General features: G+C 66.2%; 17 protein-coding genes and 1 pseudogene. 13 read left to right on the forward strand and 5 right to left on the reverse strand.

Going from position 1 to position 15,681, the window contains the following annotated elements; translation table 11 throughout:
- The 5 genes and pseudogenes from nifH to MEU52_RS16595 form a co-directional block, all read left to right on the forward strand.
- Positions 1-112 (forward strand): annotated as a pseudogene (gene nifH, locus MEU52_RS16575) (nitrogenase reductase); the annotation flags it as partial.
- Positions 113-648: 536 nt separating this feature from the next.
- On the forward strand, positions 649-1,497 hold the full coding sequence (locus MEU52_RS16580) for an electron transfer flavoprotein subunit beta/FixA family protein (RefSeq protein WP_238123442.1): 849 nt from the start codon (positions 649-651) through the stop codon (positions 1,495-1,497).
- A 40-nt stretch (positions 1,498-1,537) separates the two neighbouring features.
- Complete coding sequence (locus MEU52_RS16585; RefSeq protein ID WP_238123440.1) at positions 1,538-2,641, forward strand: electron transfer flavoprotein subunit alpha/FixB family protein; 1,104 nt, start codon at positions 1,538-1,540, stop codon at positions 2,639-2,641.
- Between the two features lie 11 nt (positions 2,642-2,652).
- A complete protein-coding gene (locus MEU52_RS16590; RefSeq protein WP_238123438.1) occupies positions 2,653-3,960 on the forward strand; it encodes an FAD-dependent oxidoreductase in 1,308 nt (435 codons plus the stop codon).
- 69 nt (positions 3,961-4,029) lie between these two features.
- Entirely contained in the window at positions 4,030-4,326 is a 297-nt protein-coding gene (locus MEU52_RS16595; RefSeq protein WP_238123436.1) for a ferredoxin family protein, read from the forward strand.
- A gap of 463 nt (positions 4,327-4,789) precedes the next feature.
- Here the strand turns inward: MEU52_RS16595 and MEU52_RS16600 are convergent, their stop codons facing one another.
- The 4 genes from MEU52_RS16600 to MEU52_RS16615 form a co-directional block, all read right to left on the reverse strand.
- Entirely contained in the window at positions 4,790-5,107 is a 318-nt protein-coding gene (locus MEU52_RS16600; RefSeq protein ID WP_238123435.1) for a hypothetical protein, read from the reverse strand.
- 5 nt (positions 5,108-5,112) lie between these two features.
- Positions 5,113-5,376, reverse strand: a complete 264-nt coding sequence (locus tag MEU52_RS16605; RefSeq protein WP_238123433.1) for a hypothetical protein — start codon at positions 5,374-5,376, stop codon at positions 5,113-5,115.
- A 34-nt stretch (positions 5,377-5,410) separates the two neighbouring features.
- The gene (locus MEU52_RS16610) at positions 5,411-6,268 is read right to left on the reverse strand and encodes a sulfurtransferase (RefSeq protein ID WP_238123431.1); all 858 of its coding nucleotides are present in this window, start codon (positions 6,266-6,268) and stop codon (positions 5,411-5,413) included.
- 138 nt (positions 6,269-6,406) lie between these two features.
- Positions 6,407-6,868 carry a hypothetical protein gene (locus MEU52_RS16615; RefSeq protein ID WP_238123429.1) on the reverse strand — a complete coding sequence of 154 codons (462 nt, stop codon included), beginning with the start codon at positions 6,866-6,868 and terminating at the stop codon, positions 6,407-6,409.
- Between the two features lie 415 nt (positions 6,869-7,283).
- Between MEU52_RS16615 and MEU52_RS16620 the strand changes: the two genes are divergently transcribed.
- On the forward strand, positions 7,284-8,894 hold the full coding sequence (locus tag MEU52_RS16620) for a flavin monoamine oxidase family protein (protein ID WP_238123427.1): 1,611 nt from the start codon (positions 7,284-7,286) through the stop codon (positions 8,892-8,894).
- A gap of 35 nt (positions 8,895-8,929) precedes the next feature.
- The gene (locus MEU52_RS16625; RefSeq protein ID WP_238123426.1) at positions 8,930-9,382 is read left to right on the forward strand and encodes a Rieske (2Fe-2S) protein; all 453 of its coding nucleotides are present in this window, start codon (positions 8,930-8,932) and stop codon (positions 9,380-9,382) included.
- A 132-nt stretch (positions 9,383-9,514) separates the two neighbouring features.
- Here MEU52_RS16625 and MEU52_RS16630 read toward each other — a convergent pair whose 3' ends face one another.
- Positions 9,515-10,102, reverse strand: coding sequence for a hypothetical protein (locus MEU52_RS16630; protein WP_238123424.1), 588 nt, complete (start codon positions 10,100-10,102; stop codon positions 9,515-9,517).
- A gap of 362 nt (positions 10,103-10,464) precedes the next feature.
- Here MEU52_RS16630 and MEU52_RS16635 point away from each other — a divergent pair, with 362 nt between their 5' ends.
- The 6 genes from MEU52_RS16635 (at position 10,465) to nifB (ending at position 15,617) form a co-directional block, all read left to right on the forward strand.
- Positions 10,465-10,785, forward strand: coding sequence for a HesB/IscA family protein (locus tag MEU52_RS16635; RefSeq protein ID WP_238123422.1), 321 nt, complete (start codon positions 10,465-10,467; stop codon positions 10,783-10,785).
- A 73-nt stretch (positions 10,786-10,858) separates the two neighbouring features.
- Positions 10,859-11,194 (forward strand): NifU family protein, encoded by a 336-nt coding sequence (locus MEU52_RS16640; RefSeq protein ID WP_238123421.1) that lies wholly within the window; start codon positions 10,859-10,861, stop codon positions 11,192-11,194.
- Positions 11,195-11,237: 43 nt separating this feature from the next.
- Entirely contained in the window at positions 11,238-12,434 is a 1,197-nt protein-coding gene (nifS, locus tag MEU52_RS16645; protein WP_238123419.1) for a cysteine desulfurase NifS, read from the forward strand.
- 114 nt (positions 12,435-12,548) lie between these two features.
- A complete protein-coding gene (nifT, locus tag MEU52_RS16650; RefSeq protein WP_238123417.1) occupies positions 12,549-12,764 on the forward strand; it encodes a putative nitrogen fixation protein NifT in 216 nt (71 codons plus the stop codon).
- A 5-nt stretch (positions 12,765-12,769) separates the two neighbouring features.
- Positions 12,770-13,645 carry an SIR2 family NAD-dependent protein deacylase gene (locus MEU52_RS16655; RefSeq protein WP_238123416.1) on the forward strand — a complete coding sequence of 292 codons (876 nt, stop codon included), beginning with the start codon at positions 12,770-12,772 and terminating at the stop codon, positions 13,643-13,645.
- A 409-nt stretch (positions 13,646-14,054) separates the two neighbouring features.
- Positions 14,055-15,617 (forward strand): nitrogenase cofactor biosynthesis protein NifB, encoded by a 1,563-nt coding sequence (gene nifB, locus MEU52_RS16660; RefSeq protein WP_238123415.1) that lies wholly within the window; start codon positions 14,055-14,057, stop codon positions 15,615-15,617.
- The last annotated feature ends 64 nt before the right edge of the window (positions 15,618-15,681 follow it).

The following is a 15,681-nucleotide window of genomic DNA, read 5'->3' on the forward strand; positions in this document are numbered from 1 at the left end:
CCCGACCCCGATCACCATGGACGAGCTGGAAGACCTGCTCATGGAGCACGGCATCATGAAGGCCGTGGACGAGAGCCAGGTCGGCAAGACCGCCGCCGAGCTCACCGCCTGATCGGCTGACCACTCGCGCTTCAGGCGGAAATATCAAAATTTCTGCCTGAAGCGATTTTTCCTCCGGCCCTTTCTTTCAAGTCCTGTCCTTTTTCAGACGGCCGGACACTCCTCATAGTCTTTGTCGAATTTTATCGACTTTTCCTAACCTTCCCCCATTCATCATCTGGCCTCTCGCCACCCGGCGAGAGGCCATTTTTCAAGCTGCCCGAGCGCCGCGCGTCACGGCGCTCGCAGCGATCCTGTCGGCATTCATCCATGGGCGACAGCCCCGTCGCACGACTGCGACGAACCTCTCGCGCGCCCCTGCTGCCAGCGCTGCGATCGGGCGCGTGTCGTGGGTTGCTTCTGCGAATCTGTCGCGTTCCCGACATGGTTTGGCGCACCCCCGGCGCCATCACCGGCAACGCCCGGCTGCGGCGCCTCAGCGATCTTTATAAGTTATTGTAATCAAAATCTAATATGACACGCGACTGCATTGGTACGGTGCTTGCTAGTCCTGGCCCAGGAGCCAAAACAAGGGCTCGGAGCACTCTCATGCACATCGTCGTCTGCATCAAACAGGTCCCGGATTCGGCACAGATCCGCGTCCACCCCGTCACCAACACGATCATGCGGCAGGGCGTGCCGACGATCATCAATCCGTATGATCTGTTCGCCCTCGAAGAAGCCATGCGCCTGCGCGACAAGTTCGGCGGCGAAGTGACCGTGCTCACCATGGGCCCGCCCTCGGCCGAGGACAGCCTGCGCAAGGCCCTCACCTTCGGCGTCGACCGCGCGGTGCTGCTCACCGACCGTTTCTTCGCCGGTTCCGATACCCTGGCCACCTCCTTCGCGCTGGCCACCGCCATCAGCAAGATCGGCGAGACCTGGGGCAAGCCGGACATCGTCTTCACCGGCAAGCAGACCATCGACGGCGACACCGCCCAGGTCGGCCCCGGCATCGCCAAGCGGCTCGGCCTGATGCAGGTCACCTATGTGGCCAAGGTCGCCGAATATGACGGCGAGGAGCGGACCGTCACCCTGGAGCGCCGCGCCGAAGGCGGCACCCAGGTGCTGAAGAGCTCGCTGCCGTGCCTCATCGCCATGCTGGAAGGCACCAACGAGATCCGTCGCGGCACCATGGCCGACGCCCTGCGCGGCGCCCGCGCGGAGATCGTCAAGTGGAGCGCCAAGGACGCTGGCGTCGAGGACCTCACCAAGTGCGGGCTGAAGGGCTCACCCACCATCGTGAAGCGCGTGTTCGCGCCGAGCCCCCGGGCCGAGAAGGCGCAGATGATCGAGGTTCCGGAAGGCGCGTCCCTGGCCGACGCGCTGATCGACGACATCTTCAAGCGCCAGCCCAATCTCGAACCCGATCTCACCGCGCTGGCCCGCGGCTTCTGACCGGCGGACCCCAACGAGGACAAAGAAGAAGGCACTAGCCATGAGCGAGCCGAAAAAGACCCCCGCCGCCGGCGGCCGCGCCTCCACCAAGAAAGAGCTTCCGGAACACTTCAAGGCGTACAAGCACGTCTGGGTGTTCGTCGAACAGGAGCGCGGGCAGGTTCATCCCGTGTCGTGGGAGCTGCTCGGCGCCGGCCGCAAGCTCGCCGACAAACTGGGCGTCGAGCTCGCCGCCGTGGTGCTGGGCGCCGAAGGCGAGACCGTGCGGCACGCCGTGGCCGAATCCTTCTGCTACGGCGCCGACCTCGCCTATGTGGTGGCCGACCCGGTGCTGACCGATTATCGCAACGAAGCCTACACGGCTGCGATGACCACCCTGGTCAACACCTACAAGCCGGAGATCCTGCTGCTGGGCGCGACCACCCTCGGCCGCGATCTCGCCGGCGCTGTCGCCACCACCCTGCTCACCGGCCTCACCGCCGATTCCACCGAGCTCGACGTGGACGCGGACGGTTCCCTGGCCGCCACCCGCCCCACCTTCGGCGGCTCGCTCCTGTGCACCATCTACACGCTGAACTACCGGCCGCAGATGGCCACCGTGCGGCCCCGCGTGATGTCCATGCCGGAGCGGGTGGAAAAGCCGGTGGGCAAGGTGATCGAGCATCCCCTCGGCGTGGTCGAGGCGGACATCGTCACCAAGGTTCTGAATTTCATTCCCGACCGGGACTCCTCCAAGTCCAACCTCGCCTATGCCGACGTGGTGGTGGCGGGCGGCATGGGCCTCGGCTCGCCGGAGAACTTCCAGCTGGTGCGCCAGCTGGCGCTCACCATCGGCGCCGAATACGGCTGCTCGCGGCCGCTGGTGCAGAAGGGCTGGGTCACCTCCGACCGCCAGATCGGCCAGACCGGCAAGACCATCCGGCCGCGGCTCTACATCGCCGCCGGCATCTCGGGCGCCATCCAGCACCGAGTGGGCGTTGAGGGCGCGGACCTCATCGTCGCCATCAACACCGACAAGAACGCCCCCATCTTCGATTTCGCCCATGTGGGCCTCATCACCGATGCGGTGCGCTTCCTGCCGGCGCTGACCGAGGCCTTCAAGAAGCGCCTCTCCGCCCATTCCACCGACAAGCTGGCCAGCTGAGGAGACGTGCCATGATCGACGAAAGGTTCGATGCCATCGTGGTGGGTGCCGGCATGGCCGGCAATGCCGCCGCCTACAGCCTGGCCACCAAGGGCCTGAAGGTGCTGCAGCTGGAGCGCGGCGAATATTCCGGCTCCAAGAATGTGCAGGGCGCCATTCTGTATGCCGACATGCTCGAGAAGATCATTCCGGACTTCCGTGAGGACGCCCCGCTCGAGCGCCACCTCATCGAGCAGCGCTTCTGGATGATGGGGGAGAGCTCCCACACCGGCCTGCACTACCGGTCCGACGACTTCAACGAGGAGAAGCCGAACCGCTACACCATCATCCGCGCCCAGTTCGACAAGTGGTTCAACAAGAAGGTCCAGGAGGCCGGCGCCCTGGTGGTGTGCGAGACCACGGTGACCGAGCTGGTTCAGGATGCCTATGGCAAGGTGATCGGCGTGAAGACCGATCGCGGCGGCGGCCAGATCCATGCCGACGTGGTGGTGCTCGCCGAAGGCGTCAGCGGCCTGCTCGGCACCCGGGCCGGCCTGCGCAAGATCCCCAAGCCCACCGACGTGGCGCTGGCGGTGAAGGAAATGCACTTCCTGCCGCAGGAGGTGATCGAAGAGCGCTTCAACCTCAAGGGCAACGAGGGCGCGGTGATCGAGGCCGCCGGCACCATCTCCGCGGGGATGACCGGCATGGGCTTCATCTACACCAACCGGGAGTGCATCTCGCTGGGCATCGGCTGCCTGGTGTCGGATTTCCAGAAGAGCGGGGAATCCCCCTACACCCTCCTGGAGAAGTTCAAGAAGCACCCCTCCGTCGCCCCCCTCATCGAGGGCTCGGAAGTGAAGGAATACGCCGCCCACCTCATCCCCGAGGGCGGCTACAAGGCCATTCCGCAGCTGTTCGGCGATGGCTGGGTGGTGGTGGGCGATGCCGCCCAGCTCAACAACGCCATCCACCGCGAGGGCTCCAACCTCGCCATGACCTCCGGCCGCATTGCCGCTGAGGCCATCTTCCAGGTCAAGTCCCGCAAGGAGCCGATGACCGCCAGCAACCTCGCGCTCTACAAAAAGATGCTCGAGGACAGCTTCGTCATGAAGGACCTCAAGAAGTACAAGGACATGCCGCAGCTGCTGCACGTCCAGTCTCAGAACTTCTTCCTCACCTATCCGCAGCTCGTCAACAAGGCGATGCAGAACTTCGTGCGCGTCGACGGCACGCCGAAGAAGGAGAAGGAGAAGCTCACCATGAAGTCGTTCACCTCGGCGCGGTCATGGGCGGGCCTGTTCGGCGACGCCTTCCGCCTCGCCCGGGCGTGGCGCTGAGCACCGAACTGTCACGACAACGCCGCGTCCGGATGAGAGCACGGACGCGGCTCACCGAGGGAGATGGACATGGCTACCGAGACCGCAGTCCGCGTCGAAGACAAACTCTTTCAGAACCGCTACCTGGTGGATGCCGGCCGCGCCCACATCAAGGTGCGTCCCCACAATGAGCCGACCCCGGCCCTCAAGGCCCTGCTCACCGCCTGCCCGGCGCGCTGCTACGAGCTGAACGACAAGGGCCAGGTGGAAATCACCGCCGACGGCTGCGTCGAGTGCGGCACCTGCCGGATCATCGGCGAGCCCTCCGGCGACATCGAGTGGAACTATCCGCGCGGCGGCTACGGCGTGCTGTTCAAGTTCGGCTGACCCCGCGCCGGCGGGCGCAGGCCCGCCCCCGCCCCGGCCTTCTCCGGCGGTCCGCCGCCTCGGATCTCACGTTGGAATTGCCGATCTATCGACCCGGTGAGGCGCCGTTCTTTCAGCCTTAAGTCCGCGGTAGATCATATGCATTTGCGCTTGACCATTCGTCGCCGTCTTCAGCCGCATGGGGCCGCCGCCCCATGCGGCTGACTTGCCTCTGCGGCCCCGTGAGGCTGATGAGCGCCACCCGCCGGCCCGGCTTCGCTGCCAGGAGCCGGACCGCGCGCCCGGGCGCGGTTCAGCGGATCTCGCCGTTTCCGACGGCAAGGCGCGCACCGCCTTCGGGTGCACGGCCGCCCGCCCCTGTCCAGGCTGCTCAGCAAAAGCAAAAGGCGCGGCAGACTGGATCTGCCGCGCCGCATGCGCATCCTCGATCAGCCGCGCCCGCGCACCGCACCCGGCGCGCGGCTCACTCGATGCCTTCGCTGCGGGCGCGCCACATCATGGCGATGCGAAAGCGCTCGTTGATGGCGGCCGGGCTCGCGAGAATCTCCGCTTCTGCCTCCTTGAAGGCCTTCTCCACCAGATCGGCTTCCTCCTGGTTCAGCGTTACCCGCCCCGCCATGTGAGTGGCGTCCGGTGCCACGTCCCAGATCTTGCGGCGATTGGGGTGCAGCTTCACCTCCATGAGATCGAAGGCTTCGAGCTTGCCATCGAGCATAATGGCCAGGCCCACCACCTCGAGCTTGCGTCCGTCCGCCGTGGTCTTGATCAATGTGGTTGCCATGATGATCACCCGTCCTGAATGGCCAGCCAGCTGTACCCCCCCTGATCCCAGAGCTGAGCCAGCATCTGGTCACAGGCCCAATCCGGATATTGCGCCTTCACGGCGTCGAAATCCGACCGGAAGCGTTCCGCGTCCTCGCCCTCGAGCAGCGCGCTCAGCTGCTCGGTCTTGAAGCGCAGCAGATAGCGCGCGCCATCGGCGGAGGCGTGGAGGGAATAGTCTTCGCCGTCGCAGAGCAGGTCCGCCGGCTCATCTTGCTGCGCGCCCATCGCTGGCTCCAAGCTGGCTTGCGCGATGCCACCGTCACGCGGCGGCTGCGGGAGTGTCCTCGGCCTGGCCCCATTCGGCCCACGAGCCGTCATAGACCGCCGCCGCGGGGCAGCCGATCAGATGAAGTCCGAGCGCCAGAACGCAGGAGATGGTGCCGCTGGCGCAGGTGACCACGATCGGCCGCTGAAGGTCGATGCCGGCCGCGGCGAACCGCGCGGCAATGGCCTCCTGAGGAATGAACGCACCGCTGTCCGGCACGATCAGGTCGCCCCAGGGCACGTTAATGGCGTTGGGAATGTGGCCATTCTTGCGCACCGGAAAGACATCCGGCTGGCTACCGTCAAACTTCGCCGGGCCGCGCGCGTCCAGCACCTGTTCGGCGCCGCTGGTGATATTGCCCCGCATCTGGTCCAGGGTGCGCACCAGGGCGGACGAGAAGGTGGCGGTGAAGGTCTTCGGTTCCGGCCGCACCGGCGACATTTCGGTGGCGCGCTTTTCCGCCACCCATTTGCCATAGCCGCCATCGAGCACGGCAACCGTATCGTAGCCGAAGACGCGGAACATCCACCACACGCGGGCCGCCGCCGAGCCGCCGCAATTGCGGTCATAGACCACCACCCGGTCGCCGTCGCCAATGCCGAGCAGGCCGACCTTCTTGGCGAAATCGGCGGCGGAGGGCAGCATGTGGGGCAGGCTGGTGGCCTTGTCGGCCACGTGGTCGATGTCGAAATGCACCGCGCCGGGCAGGTGGCGTCCGCGATACTGCGTGCGGCCGTCGAGATTGGTGCTCTCGTGATGCCAGGTGCAGTCGAGGATCTTGAGATCCGGGTCCGAAAGATGCTCGGCGAGCCACTCGGTGCTGACCAGGGGCCCGGGAAGTGGAGTGCTCATGAGGTCCCGTTCTCCTTCTCGACAAGCCGGCGCGACCATCTGAGCCGCCACCGGGCGTGATGACCTGACAGGCGCACGGGGCCGGCGCGCAAGGGGCCGGCGCGCCAGAGGCCGGCGCACACGACCCCGGCCGGCGCCTCAGCGCACCTTCGGCAGTTCGAAACCGGGCCGCGGATGGCTGTCGTAATAGTCCTCGCGCTCCGGCCAACCGCCTTCCGCGTTGAACTTGAACGACGCCACCTTCACCGGCGCGCCATTGGAGCACGACACTTCGGTGAACTTGATCTCGCGATCCCCCGGGCCGGCGGAGAAGTCCGCCACCACCGTGCCATCCGCCTTGCAGGCGCGGGCAAAGCCGGGCGTGCCCACATCCACCGCCGGCACCGCGGCGACCACGAAATTGGGCACCTCCGAACCGTCCTCAGAGGGGGTATTGAAGGCGGGCGTGCCGAAGGTGAAGGCCGCCAGCTTGCCGCTGCGATCCACCGCGGCATCGGCCGACAGGGGCCGCGCCACCGAATAGACGGTGAGCGTGCCACCAGCCAGGGCTTCCTTGATCTCATCGAGGGAGCATTTCGCGAAATCCGACGCGACGATCATTGGCAATCTCCAAAGGCAATCAAACGGGTGCTGTCGACGAATTCATCAAATTTCATGCCAATTGATCCCATGGCGCAGACGAGGCAACGACCCGGAACCGCGTAGCCTTTGCGCGGTCAGGACTTTCCGTGTTTCCGCCCCGCCCTGATAGAGGACGCCGATTGGCTCGCCCGCCCCGCGCCGTGTCAGGAAGCCGCCGCGCGGCGCGACAATGCCGACGTCCGTGTCGCAGTTGGCCCCAGCCGGCGCGGCGCGGGCACCTCGCTGTTCTCTGGTCGCCGACCGCGAACCGCTGCCATGCCTTGCGTTTCGCCGCTGGCGGGGGCGGCGCGCGCGGGACGGCGGCGGTGAGCGCGAATCTTGCAAGAGCTCCAAAGACGCGCGTCTCGCGAACACGTCATGCGAAGGACAGTCCATGCTCGACACAGCGATCATCGGCGGCGGACTTTGCGGCCTCGCCCTGGCCCGGCAGCTCCACCGGCAGGATCGGGATTTCGCCCTCTACGAGGCGCGCCCCCGCCTCGGCGGCCGCATCCTCACCGCCGTCTCGGCGACCAGCGGCGAAGCCCTCGACCTCGGCCCCACCTGGTTCTGGCCCGACAGCCAGCCCCTCATCAGCGCCTTCCTGACCGACCTCGACATCCCCACCTTCCTGCAGCACGACGAAGACGCGGTGCTGCACCTTACGGAAGCCGACAAGAGCGCCCAGCCGGTGGCCACGCAGGGCGTGCACGGCGGCGCCCGGCGGGTGGAGGGCGGCCTGTCGCGGGTGATCGCCACCCTCGCCGCCGAGCTGCCGGAAGACAGCATTCATCGCGGCCACGTGCTGGTGGCGCTGGCGGACAAGGGCGATCACGTCACCCTCACCCTGCGTTCCGGCGACTGCCTGATGGAGGTGGACGCCCGCCATGTGGTGCTGGCGCTGCCGCCGCGCCTGGTGGTGGAAACCGTCGCCTTCACCCCCGAGCTGGACGCCGCCACCCGCGAGGCCATGGCTGCCGCGCCCACCTGGATGGCCGCCCAGGCCAAGGTCGTGATCGTTTACACCGCGCCCCACTGGCGCCACGCCGGCCAATCGGGCAACGCCTTCGTCACCCACGAGCAGGCGGTGGTGGGCGAGATCTTCGATGCCTGCAACGCCAATGGCACCAAGGCGGCGCTCGGCGGCTTCCTGGCCTTTCCGCCGGAGCTGCGGGAGAGCTTCGCGGTCGGCCTGCCCATGCTCATGAAGAGCCAGATGGTGCAGGTGTTCGGCACCGCCCTCGATGGCGAGGGCGAGCTGCATTACCAGGATTGGGCGCGCGAGCCCTTCACCTGCAGCGCCCGCGACCGCGCCGAACCGGCCGGCGAGCATGTGGCCTTCTCCAATCCCCTGCTGCGCCGGCCACTGTGGGACGGGCGGCTCTATCTCGGTGGCTCGGAGACCGCCACCCAGGGCGCCGGCTATCTGGAAGGGGCGCTGGAGGCGGCGCGGCGGATCGACCGGGCCCTGACCCGCCAGCGGGTGGCCGATGCGCTGAACGACGGCCTGCCCACCATCGCCGGCACCGTCAACGCCATCAGCCTCGCCCGCTTTGCCGCCTGGGTCTCCGGCCAGAACGATGCCGCGTTCGACATGTATCGCAGCCGCCTCAACCGGGCGCTGGCGAGCCAGGAGCGCGAGCAGCTGACCCAGCGCGCCATGCTGGGCGCCATCGAGGATATCTATGAGCGGGCGGTGGATCTGCTCGACACCCTGCCCTTCGACATGCGCGAGGTGCCGGTGGAAAAGGGTCGCTCGGCCTTGATGACCCAGGTGCAGGCGCCGTTCCGCGACTTCATCCAGACCCTGCTCGACGACGTGGTCGCCTTCAACCGCACCTCGTGCGCCTTGTCCAACTTCCCCGGAGAGCACCATCTGTCGAAGGACTATGTGCAGACCATCCTGAGGGACGTCGCGGCGGCCTGGCGCGACTTCTCCCTGGCCGCCAATCGCCGGCTGCTGGCCAAGGCCGAGCAATCGGCCGCCCAACCCCATCTGGCTTGAAGGCCCAGCCCCATCGACCCGCTAAAGAGGACCACATGGAACCCAACGTCGCGCAAGACGAAGCCCCCGGCGAGATCATCGCCTACGCCATCTGCTCCATGAGCGACATTCCCAGCCAGCGGGCCCGTGGCTTCCAGCTGGTGCGGCTCGACGAGAACGGCGTGGAGCAGCCGTTCAACATCGTCGTGGTGCGCTGGGGCAAGCAGGTGTTCGGCTATGAGAACGTCTGCCCCCACAACCAGGTCAATCTGGATTGGGAGCGCCACCAGTTCATGGACCCCAACGGCATCCGCCTGATGTGCGGCAAGCACGGCGCCATCTTCGAGATCGGCACCGGCGCGTGCCTCGATGGGCCCTGCAAGGGCGAGGGCCTCACCCCCGTGCCGCTGGCGGTGCTCGACAATGAAATCTGCGTGGTGGGCATTCCCCTGGCGGAGGACGAGGAGGAGGACATCACCTCCTGCTCCGACGAGGGCGGCGGCGTGTGAGCGCGCGCCCGCATCGCCAGTCCCGCTGTCGCGCGCCCCCTGCAGCACCGGCCGCCCGGCCGGCTCCGAGGCCGGCCTGCAGCCGGCCTCGGGCGGGAGACACTGAAGGGACAGGATGGGAAAGGACGCGGCTCAGACCGGCCGGTTCGCGTTGCGGTTCTTCACCGGCTCCATCACCTCAAGGCCCTTTTCATAGGTGATGGGCTCATACTCCTCATGCCAGGCCGCGGCTGCGTCCAGCACCACATCGGTCTTGGCGCCGGTATCGAGCTTCTTGATGTCGTTCTTGTCGATGCTCAGGAGGTCGGTCATCTCCTTCCACACCGTGGATTCATCGCAGGGCAGCACATAGAAGGTCTTGCCGCCGTAGCTGACGCGATACTTCGCTAGAAGGTCGATGTTGTTGCAGAACAGGAAATATTTTCCGTCGGGCGCAAGCGCGTCGCCCATCACCTCGACCACGTCCTTGAGGAAGGCGAAATTCTGCAGGTAGCCGGCCAGCACCGGGACAGCGGACTTGCCCGCCTCGCCGAAGGTGATCACCTGTTCCATGGTGTATTCCGGCGGCCGCTTCTCATCGGCGAGCTGGGTCTGGAACTTCAAGGCGATGTCCCCGCGGAAGTCGAACCGGCCAGCCTTCGTGGGCTGCTTCAACACCGCGTTGAGCAGCCGCCCTTCCTTGTCGAGGCGGCCCAGGGGAGTATCGTCGATCGCAGTCATGTGGTGTCTCCGAGTTTTCGCGCACAACGGCACCGGCGCATGTGGCTTCCGCCCCTCGGCGCGACGTGCGACCCGCGCGAACGCAGGCGCGATCGTTATGCAAAGGCTTTGCCGAACCGCCCGACGCCACCGACGAACTCTGAGCAAACGCAATAAGGCATTGACCGAACGCGTCTTTCTTCTGATGGGCGCGGCCCACACGCGGCCCTCGCCATGACACCTCCCAGGCTGTCCGAAACCGGACAAGCGTCGCAAACACAACAGCCGCCCGGCGAAAAATTGATATAAATCAGTTCTTTGGATATTGGCACGCGACTTGCTGATTGAGGGCGGAGCGCTCCTCTTCAGCGAAGGTCGAAGCGATGATTAATCTGACCGACAGCGCCTTGAACGCCGTGCGCGAGGCGATCGTCAGCGCCCCGGAACCCATGGGCGGGCTGCGCATCATGGTCGAGGCCGGTGGCTGCGCCGGGTACAAATATCTCATGGGCCTCGTCAACGATGGCGAACCGGATGACACGGTCATCGAGCGCGAGGGCGTGAAGGTGTTCGTGGACATGAACAGCCATGAACTGCTGGCCGGCACCACCATCGACTTCGTTGTGGCGCTGGAGGGCTCCGGCTTCACCTTCGAGAATCCCAACGCCACCAGCAGCTGCTCCTGCGGCAAGTCGTTCGGCTGACGCCGCCGCACGCTCCCTGCGCCCGGTCCACCCCGGGCGCCGAACCGACCCTCTTCACGAAAAGGACAGTGCGATGTTGGTCGAGACCGACGAGCTGAAGACCGAGAACCGCGCCCCCGCGTCTGCCCGGCAGGCGGAACGCGAGGCGATCATCCGCGCCGTGATCGAGGAAGTCCGTCCCAACCTCAAGCGCGACGGCGGCGACTGCGAGTTGGTCGAGATCGACGGCAACAAGGTCATGGTGAAGATGACCGGCGCCTGTGTCTTCTGCAAGCTGGCCAGCGAGACCATCGAGGGCATCCAGTCCAAGATCGTCGAGCGGCTCGGCGAGCTGGTGCGGCTGATCCCGGTGGCGGGCAGCCTCAACAAGCCGCTGGTGAACCTGAAGGCCCCCGCCCCGGCGCAATGAGCGCCGGGCCCGCCGTCCCCGCCCGAACCCGAAGGGATTAGCCGTGTCGCCCGTCTATCTGGACAACAACGCGACGACCCGGACCGACCCGTCCGTGGTGGACGCCATGTTGCCGTTCTTCTCGGAGCACTTCGGCAACGCCTCGTCCACCCACGCTTTCGGCGAGACGGTCGGCGAGGCCGTGAAGGCCGCCCGCAAGCAATTGCAGGCGCTGCTGGGCACAACCCATGATCACGAGATCATCTTCACCTCCGGCGGCACGGAATCCGACAATGCCGCCCTCCTCTCGGCCCTGGAGGTTCAGGACGGCCGGGACGAGGTGGTGACCACCCAGGTGGAGCACCAGGCTATCCTGGCGCCCCTGGCGCACCTAGAAAAGACGCGCGGCATCAAGGTCCATTACATCGGCGTCGACCGCAACGGGCGGCTGGATATGGACGCCTACGCGGCGGCGCTCGGCCCGCGCACGGCCCTCGCCACCGTCATGTGGGCGAACAACGAGACCGGCACCCTGTTCCCTGTGAACACCCTGGCGCAGATGGCCCACGCCGCCGGCGCGCTGTTCCACACGGACGCGGTGCAGGCGGTGGGCAAGCTGCCCATGGACCTCAAGTCCATGGACATCGACATGCTCTCCCTGTCGAGCCACAAGCTGCACGGCCCCAAGGGCGTCGGCGCGCTCTATGTGAAGAAGGGCGTGAAGTTCAAGCCGCTCATCCGTGGTGGCCACCAGGAGCGCGGGCGGCGCGGCGGCACCGAGAACGTGCCGGGCGTCATCGGCCTCGGCGCCGCGGCGGTCCTGGCCCTGGGCCATCTCGAGGACGAGGCGACGCGGGTGAAGGCCCTGCGCGATCGCCTGGAACAGGGCGTGCTGCAGCAGGTGCCCCATTGCCTGGCTAATGGCGACAGCGCCAACCGGCTGCCCAACACCGCCAACATCGCCTTCGAGTATCTCGATGGCGAAGCGGTGCTGCTGCATCTCAACCGGGCCGGCATCGCCGCCTCCACGGGCTCCGCCTGCACCTCGGGCTCCACCGAGCCCTCCCATGTGCTCAAGGCCATGAACCTGCCCACCACCGCCCTGCACGGCGCGATCCGCTTCTCGCTCTCGCGCGAGAACACCGGCGCGGACGTGGACCGGGTGCTGGATGCGCTGCCCGACATCATCACCCGGCTGCGGGACCTCTCCCCGGCCTGGAAGAACCGGCCTCAGACCGCCCCGGCGGCCTCCGATGCCTGATCCTCATGCCGTCACCCGGCCGCGTCGTGGTGACCTCCGAATGACCGGACCGCGGGCGCAGCGCCCCGATCATGGTCGCAGCGGCGAGTTGAACGCGATCCAGGAGCTCAACGTATGAAAGTCATGATTCGCCGTTCCCCGGAGATGGGTCTGTCGATCTATGTCCCGAAGAAGGACCTCGAGGAGCCGATCGTCGAGACCGAACACGAAACCCTGTGGGGTGGCTGGATCAAGATCGCCAACGGCTGGGTGCTCGAGCTGCCGGAGATGGCTGCCGACACCAACCTGCCCATCACTGTGAACGCCCGCAAACGGGGCGAGGACGAGTAAGCGCCATGAACCTTCCCGTTCCCCCCGGGGATGTCCTGAAGCTGGCCGACGCCGAGGCGGTCCTCGCCGACGTGGCGCGCGAGCTGCCCTCGGGCAACATCATCCCCTATCTCGGCTCCGCCATCAGCGACGGGGTCAACCCCGCCGTGCCCATGACCCCGGAGGCGCTGGCCGCCTTCTTCGCCACCAAGGTGGCGCTGCCCAAGCGGGCCAAGGGCAATCCCTGGTCGGCCGCCCAGCACATCGAGGGCAGCAAGCTGCGGGCCACGGTCACCCACCTGATGACCGAGGCCTTCAGCCCCGTGGTGGAGCCCACGGCGCTGCACACCCTTCTGGCCAGCCTGCCGCTGCCCGTCATCATCGACACCTGGTATGACGGCACCATGCGGCGGGCCCTCGAAGGGCGGGCCGACTGGGGCGAGGTGCAGGGCATCAGCCGCGCCGGCATCGGCGAGGACCGCTGGTATCGCTTCTATGACACCACCGGCGCCGAGACCAACCGCGACGCCGCCGAAGGCTGGACCACCATCCTCTACACACCCCACGGCAGCGTCAGCCCGGCGAAGAACTACCTCATCTCCGATGCGGACTATGTGGAGGTTCTGACGGAGATCGACATTCAGACGCCGATCCCCGACATCATCAAGCAGCGGCGCACGGAACGCTCGTTCCTGTTCCTCGGCTGTCGCTTTCACGACCAGATGCTGCGCAACTACGCGCGGCAGATCTCCAAGCGCTCCCGCACACCCCATTATGCTTTGGTGGATCCCGACCAGCTCACCAAGAACGAACTGCGCTTCCTGCTGAGCCACGCCATCACCCCCATCGCCGTGCCGCTGGCGCGCGCCACTGAGATCATCACGGCCAACGCCAAGGCGTGATAGGCCCGATCGACGGACACGAGGAGCGGGGCCCGCGCAACGGGCCCCGCTCCTCGCGTTTGTGGGTCGCCACGTTGGCAGACCAATGCATTCGATGAGATGTGTTCAAATTTCCAGGGTTGAGCGCGTCCCGCGATCCGTATTTTTCCGGAATAGATTTCCGGTTCGACTTTGAATAAATGGTGCGTTTGTCGCATGTGCTGTTGTCGTCCATCTGCGTGTAACGTTTCCAACATGTCGTGAGCGCCCCACCTCTGTTTGGGCCCATGTGCGGAACGTGACAGCCGCGACAAACTCCAACGTTTTGAAATTTCTAAAGAAAATTCTCACGCGCAAGCTGGCACGCCTGTTGCTCCAAGCCTCTCAGGATTGAGTTTTTGGGATCCTGCTGAGAGCAAGGAGCAGAACCATGGACGCGACGACACAGCACGAGGGCGAGGCCATCGGCACGCCCGAGAAGCTCGCGGAAATCATGCAGGCCAAGGCCGAGCACCAGGGTTGCGGCACATCGGGCGGCTCGGGCAAGGCGAGCTGCGGCTCGTCTGCCGGCCAGGGCGACCTGCCCACCGAGATCTGGGAAAAGGTGAAGAACCATCCTTGCTACAGCGAGGAAGCCCACCACCATTATGCGCGCATGCATGTTGCCGTCGCCCCGGCGTGCAACATCCAGTGCAACTACTGCAATCGCAAGTATGACTGCGCCAACGAGAGCCGTCCCGGCGTGGTTTCCGAGAAGCTGACCCCCGAGCAGGCCGCCAAGAAGGTGCTGGCGGTGGCCTCCACCATCCCGCAAATGACCGTGCTCGGCATCGCCGGCCCGGGCGACCCGCTGGCCAACCCGGAAAAGACCTTCAAGACCTTCGAGCTGATCAACCGGACCGCGCCCGACATCAAGCTTTGCCTGTCCACCAACGGCCTGGCCCTGCCCGACCACGTGGACACCATCGCCGGCTTCAATGTCGACCACGTGACCATCACCATCAACATGGTGGATCCCGAAGTCGGCGCGAAGATCTATCCGTGGGTGTTCTGGAAGCACAAGCGCTACACCGGCTACGAGGCGGCCAAGATCCTCACCGATCGCCAGCTGCAGGGCCTGGAGATGCTCACCGAGCGTGGCATCCTCTGCAAGATCAACTCGGTGATGATCCCCGGCATCAACGACAACCACCTGGTTGAAGTGAACCGGGCGGTGAAGTCGCGCGGCGCCTTCCTGCACAACATCATGCCCCTCATCTCCTCGCCCGAGCACGGCACCGTGTTCGGCCTCAACGGCCAGCGCGGCCCGACCGCCCAGGAGCTCAAGGCGCTCCAGGACCGGTGCGAGGGCGAGATGAACATGATGCGCCACTGCCGCCAGTGCCGTGCCGACGCCGTCGGCCTCCTGGGTGAGGACCGCTCGGCCGAGTTCACCACCGACAAGATCATGGCCATGGAGGTCAATTACGACCTCGAGAGCCGCCAGGCCTACCAGGCCCTGGTGGAGGAAGAGCGCGTCGCCAAGGTGGCCGCCAAGCAGGCGGAGCTGGAAAGCCTCGCCGGTGAGCAGAGCGACATCAAGCTGCTGGTCGCCGTCGCCACCAAGGGCTCGGGCCTGGTGAACGAGCACTTCGGCCACGCCAAGGAGTTCCAGGTGTGGGAACTCTCCACCGGCGGCGCCAAGTTCGTCGGCCATCGCCGGGTCGATCTCTACTGCCAGGGCGGCTATGGCGAGGAGGACTCGCTGGAGACCATCATCCGCGCCATCAACGATTGCCATGCGGTGTTCGTGGCGAAGATCGGCGGCTGCCCGAAGGCGGACCTCATCAAGGCCGGTATCGAGCCCGTGGACCAGTTCGCCCACGAATTCATCGAGAAGTCCGCCATCACCTGGTTCAAGGACTACCTGGCCAAGGTGAAGAGCGGCGAGATCGAGCACACCGTGCGCGGTGACGCCGAGATCCGCCAGGGCGCCCTCATCAGCGCCGCCTGACCGGTTCCGCACACCTTCCCGGGGACGGCGGCATGGCCCGCCGCCCCCCTTTCACACAGCGCAA

The sequence above is a fragment of the Xanthobacter sp. NM-25 genome (assembly GCF_022138605.1).
Classification (GTDB): Bacteria; Pseudomonadota; Alphaproteobacteria; order Rhizobiales; family Xanthobacteraceae; genus Xanthobacter.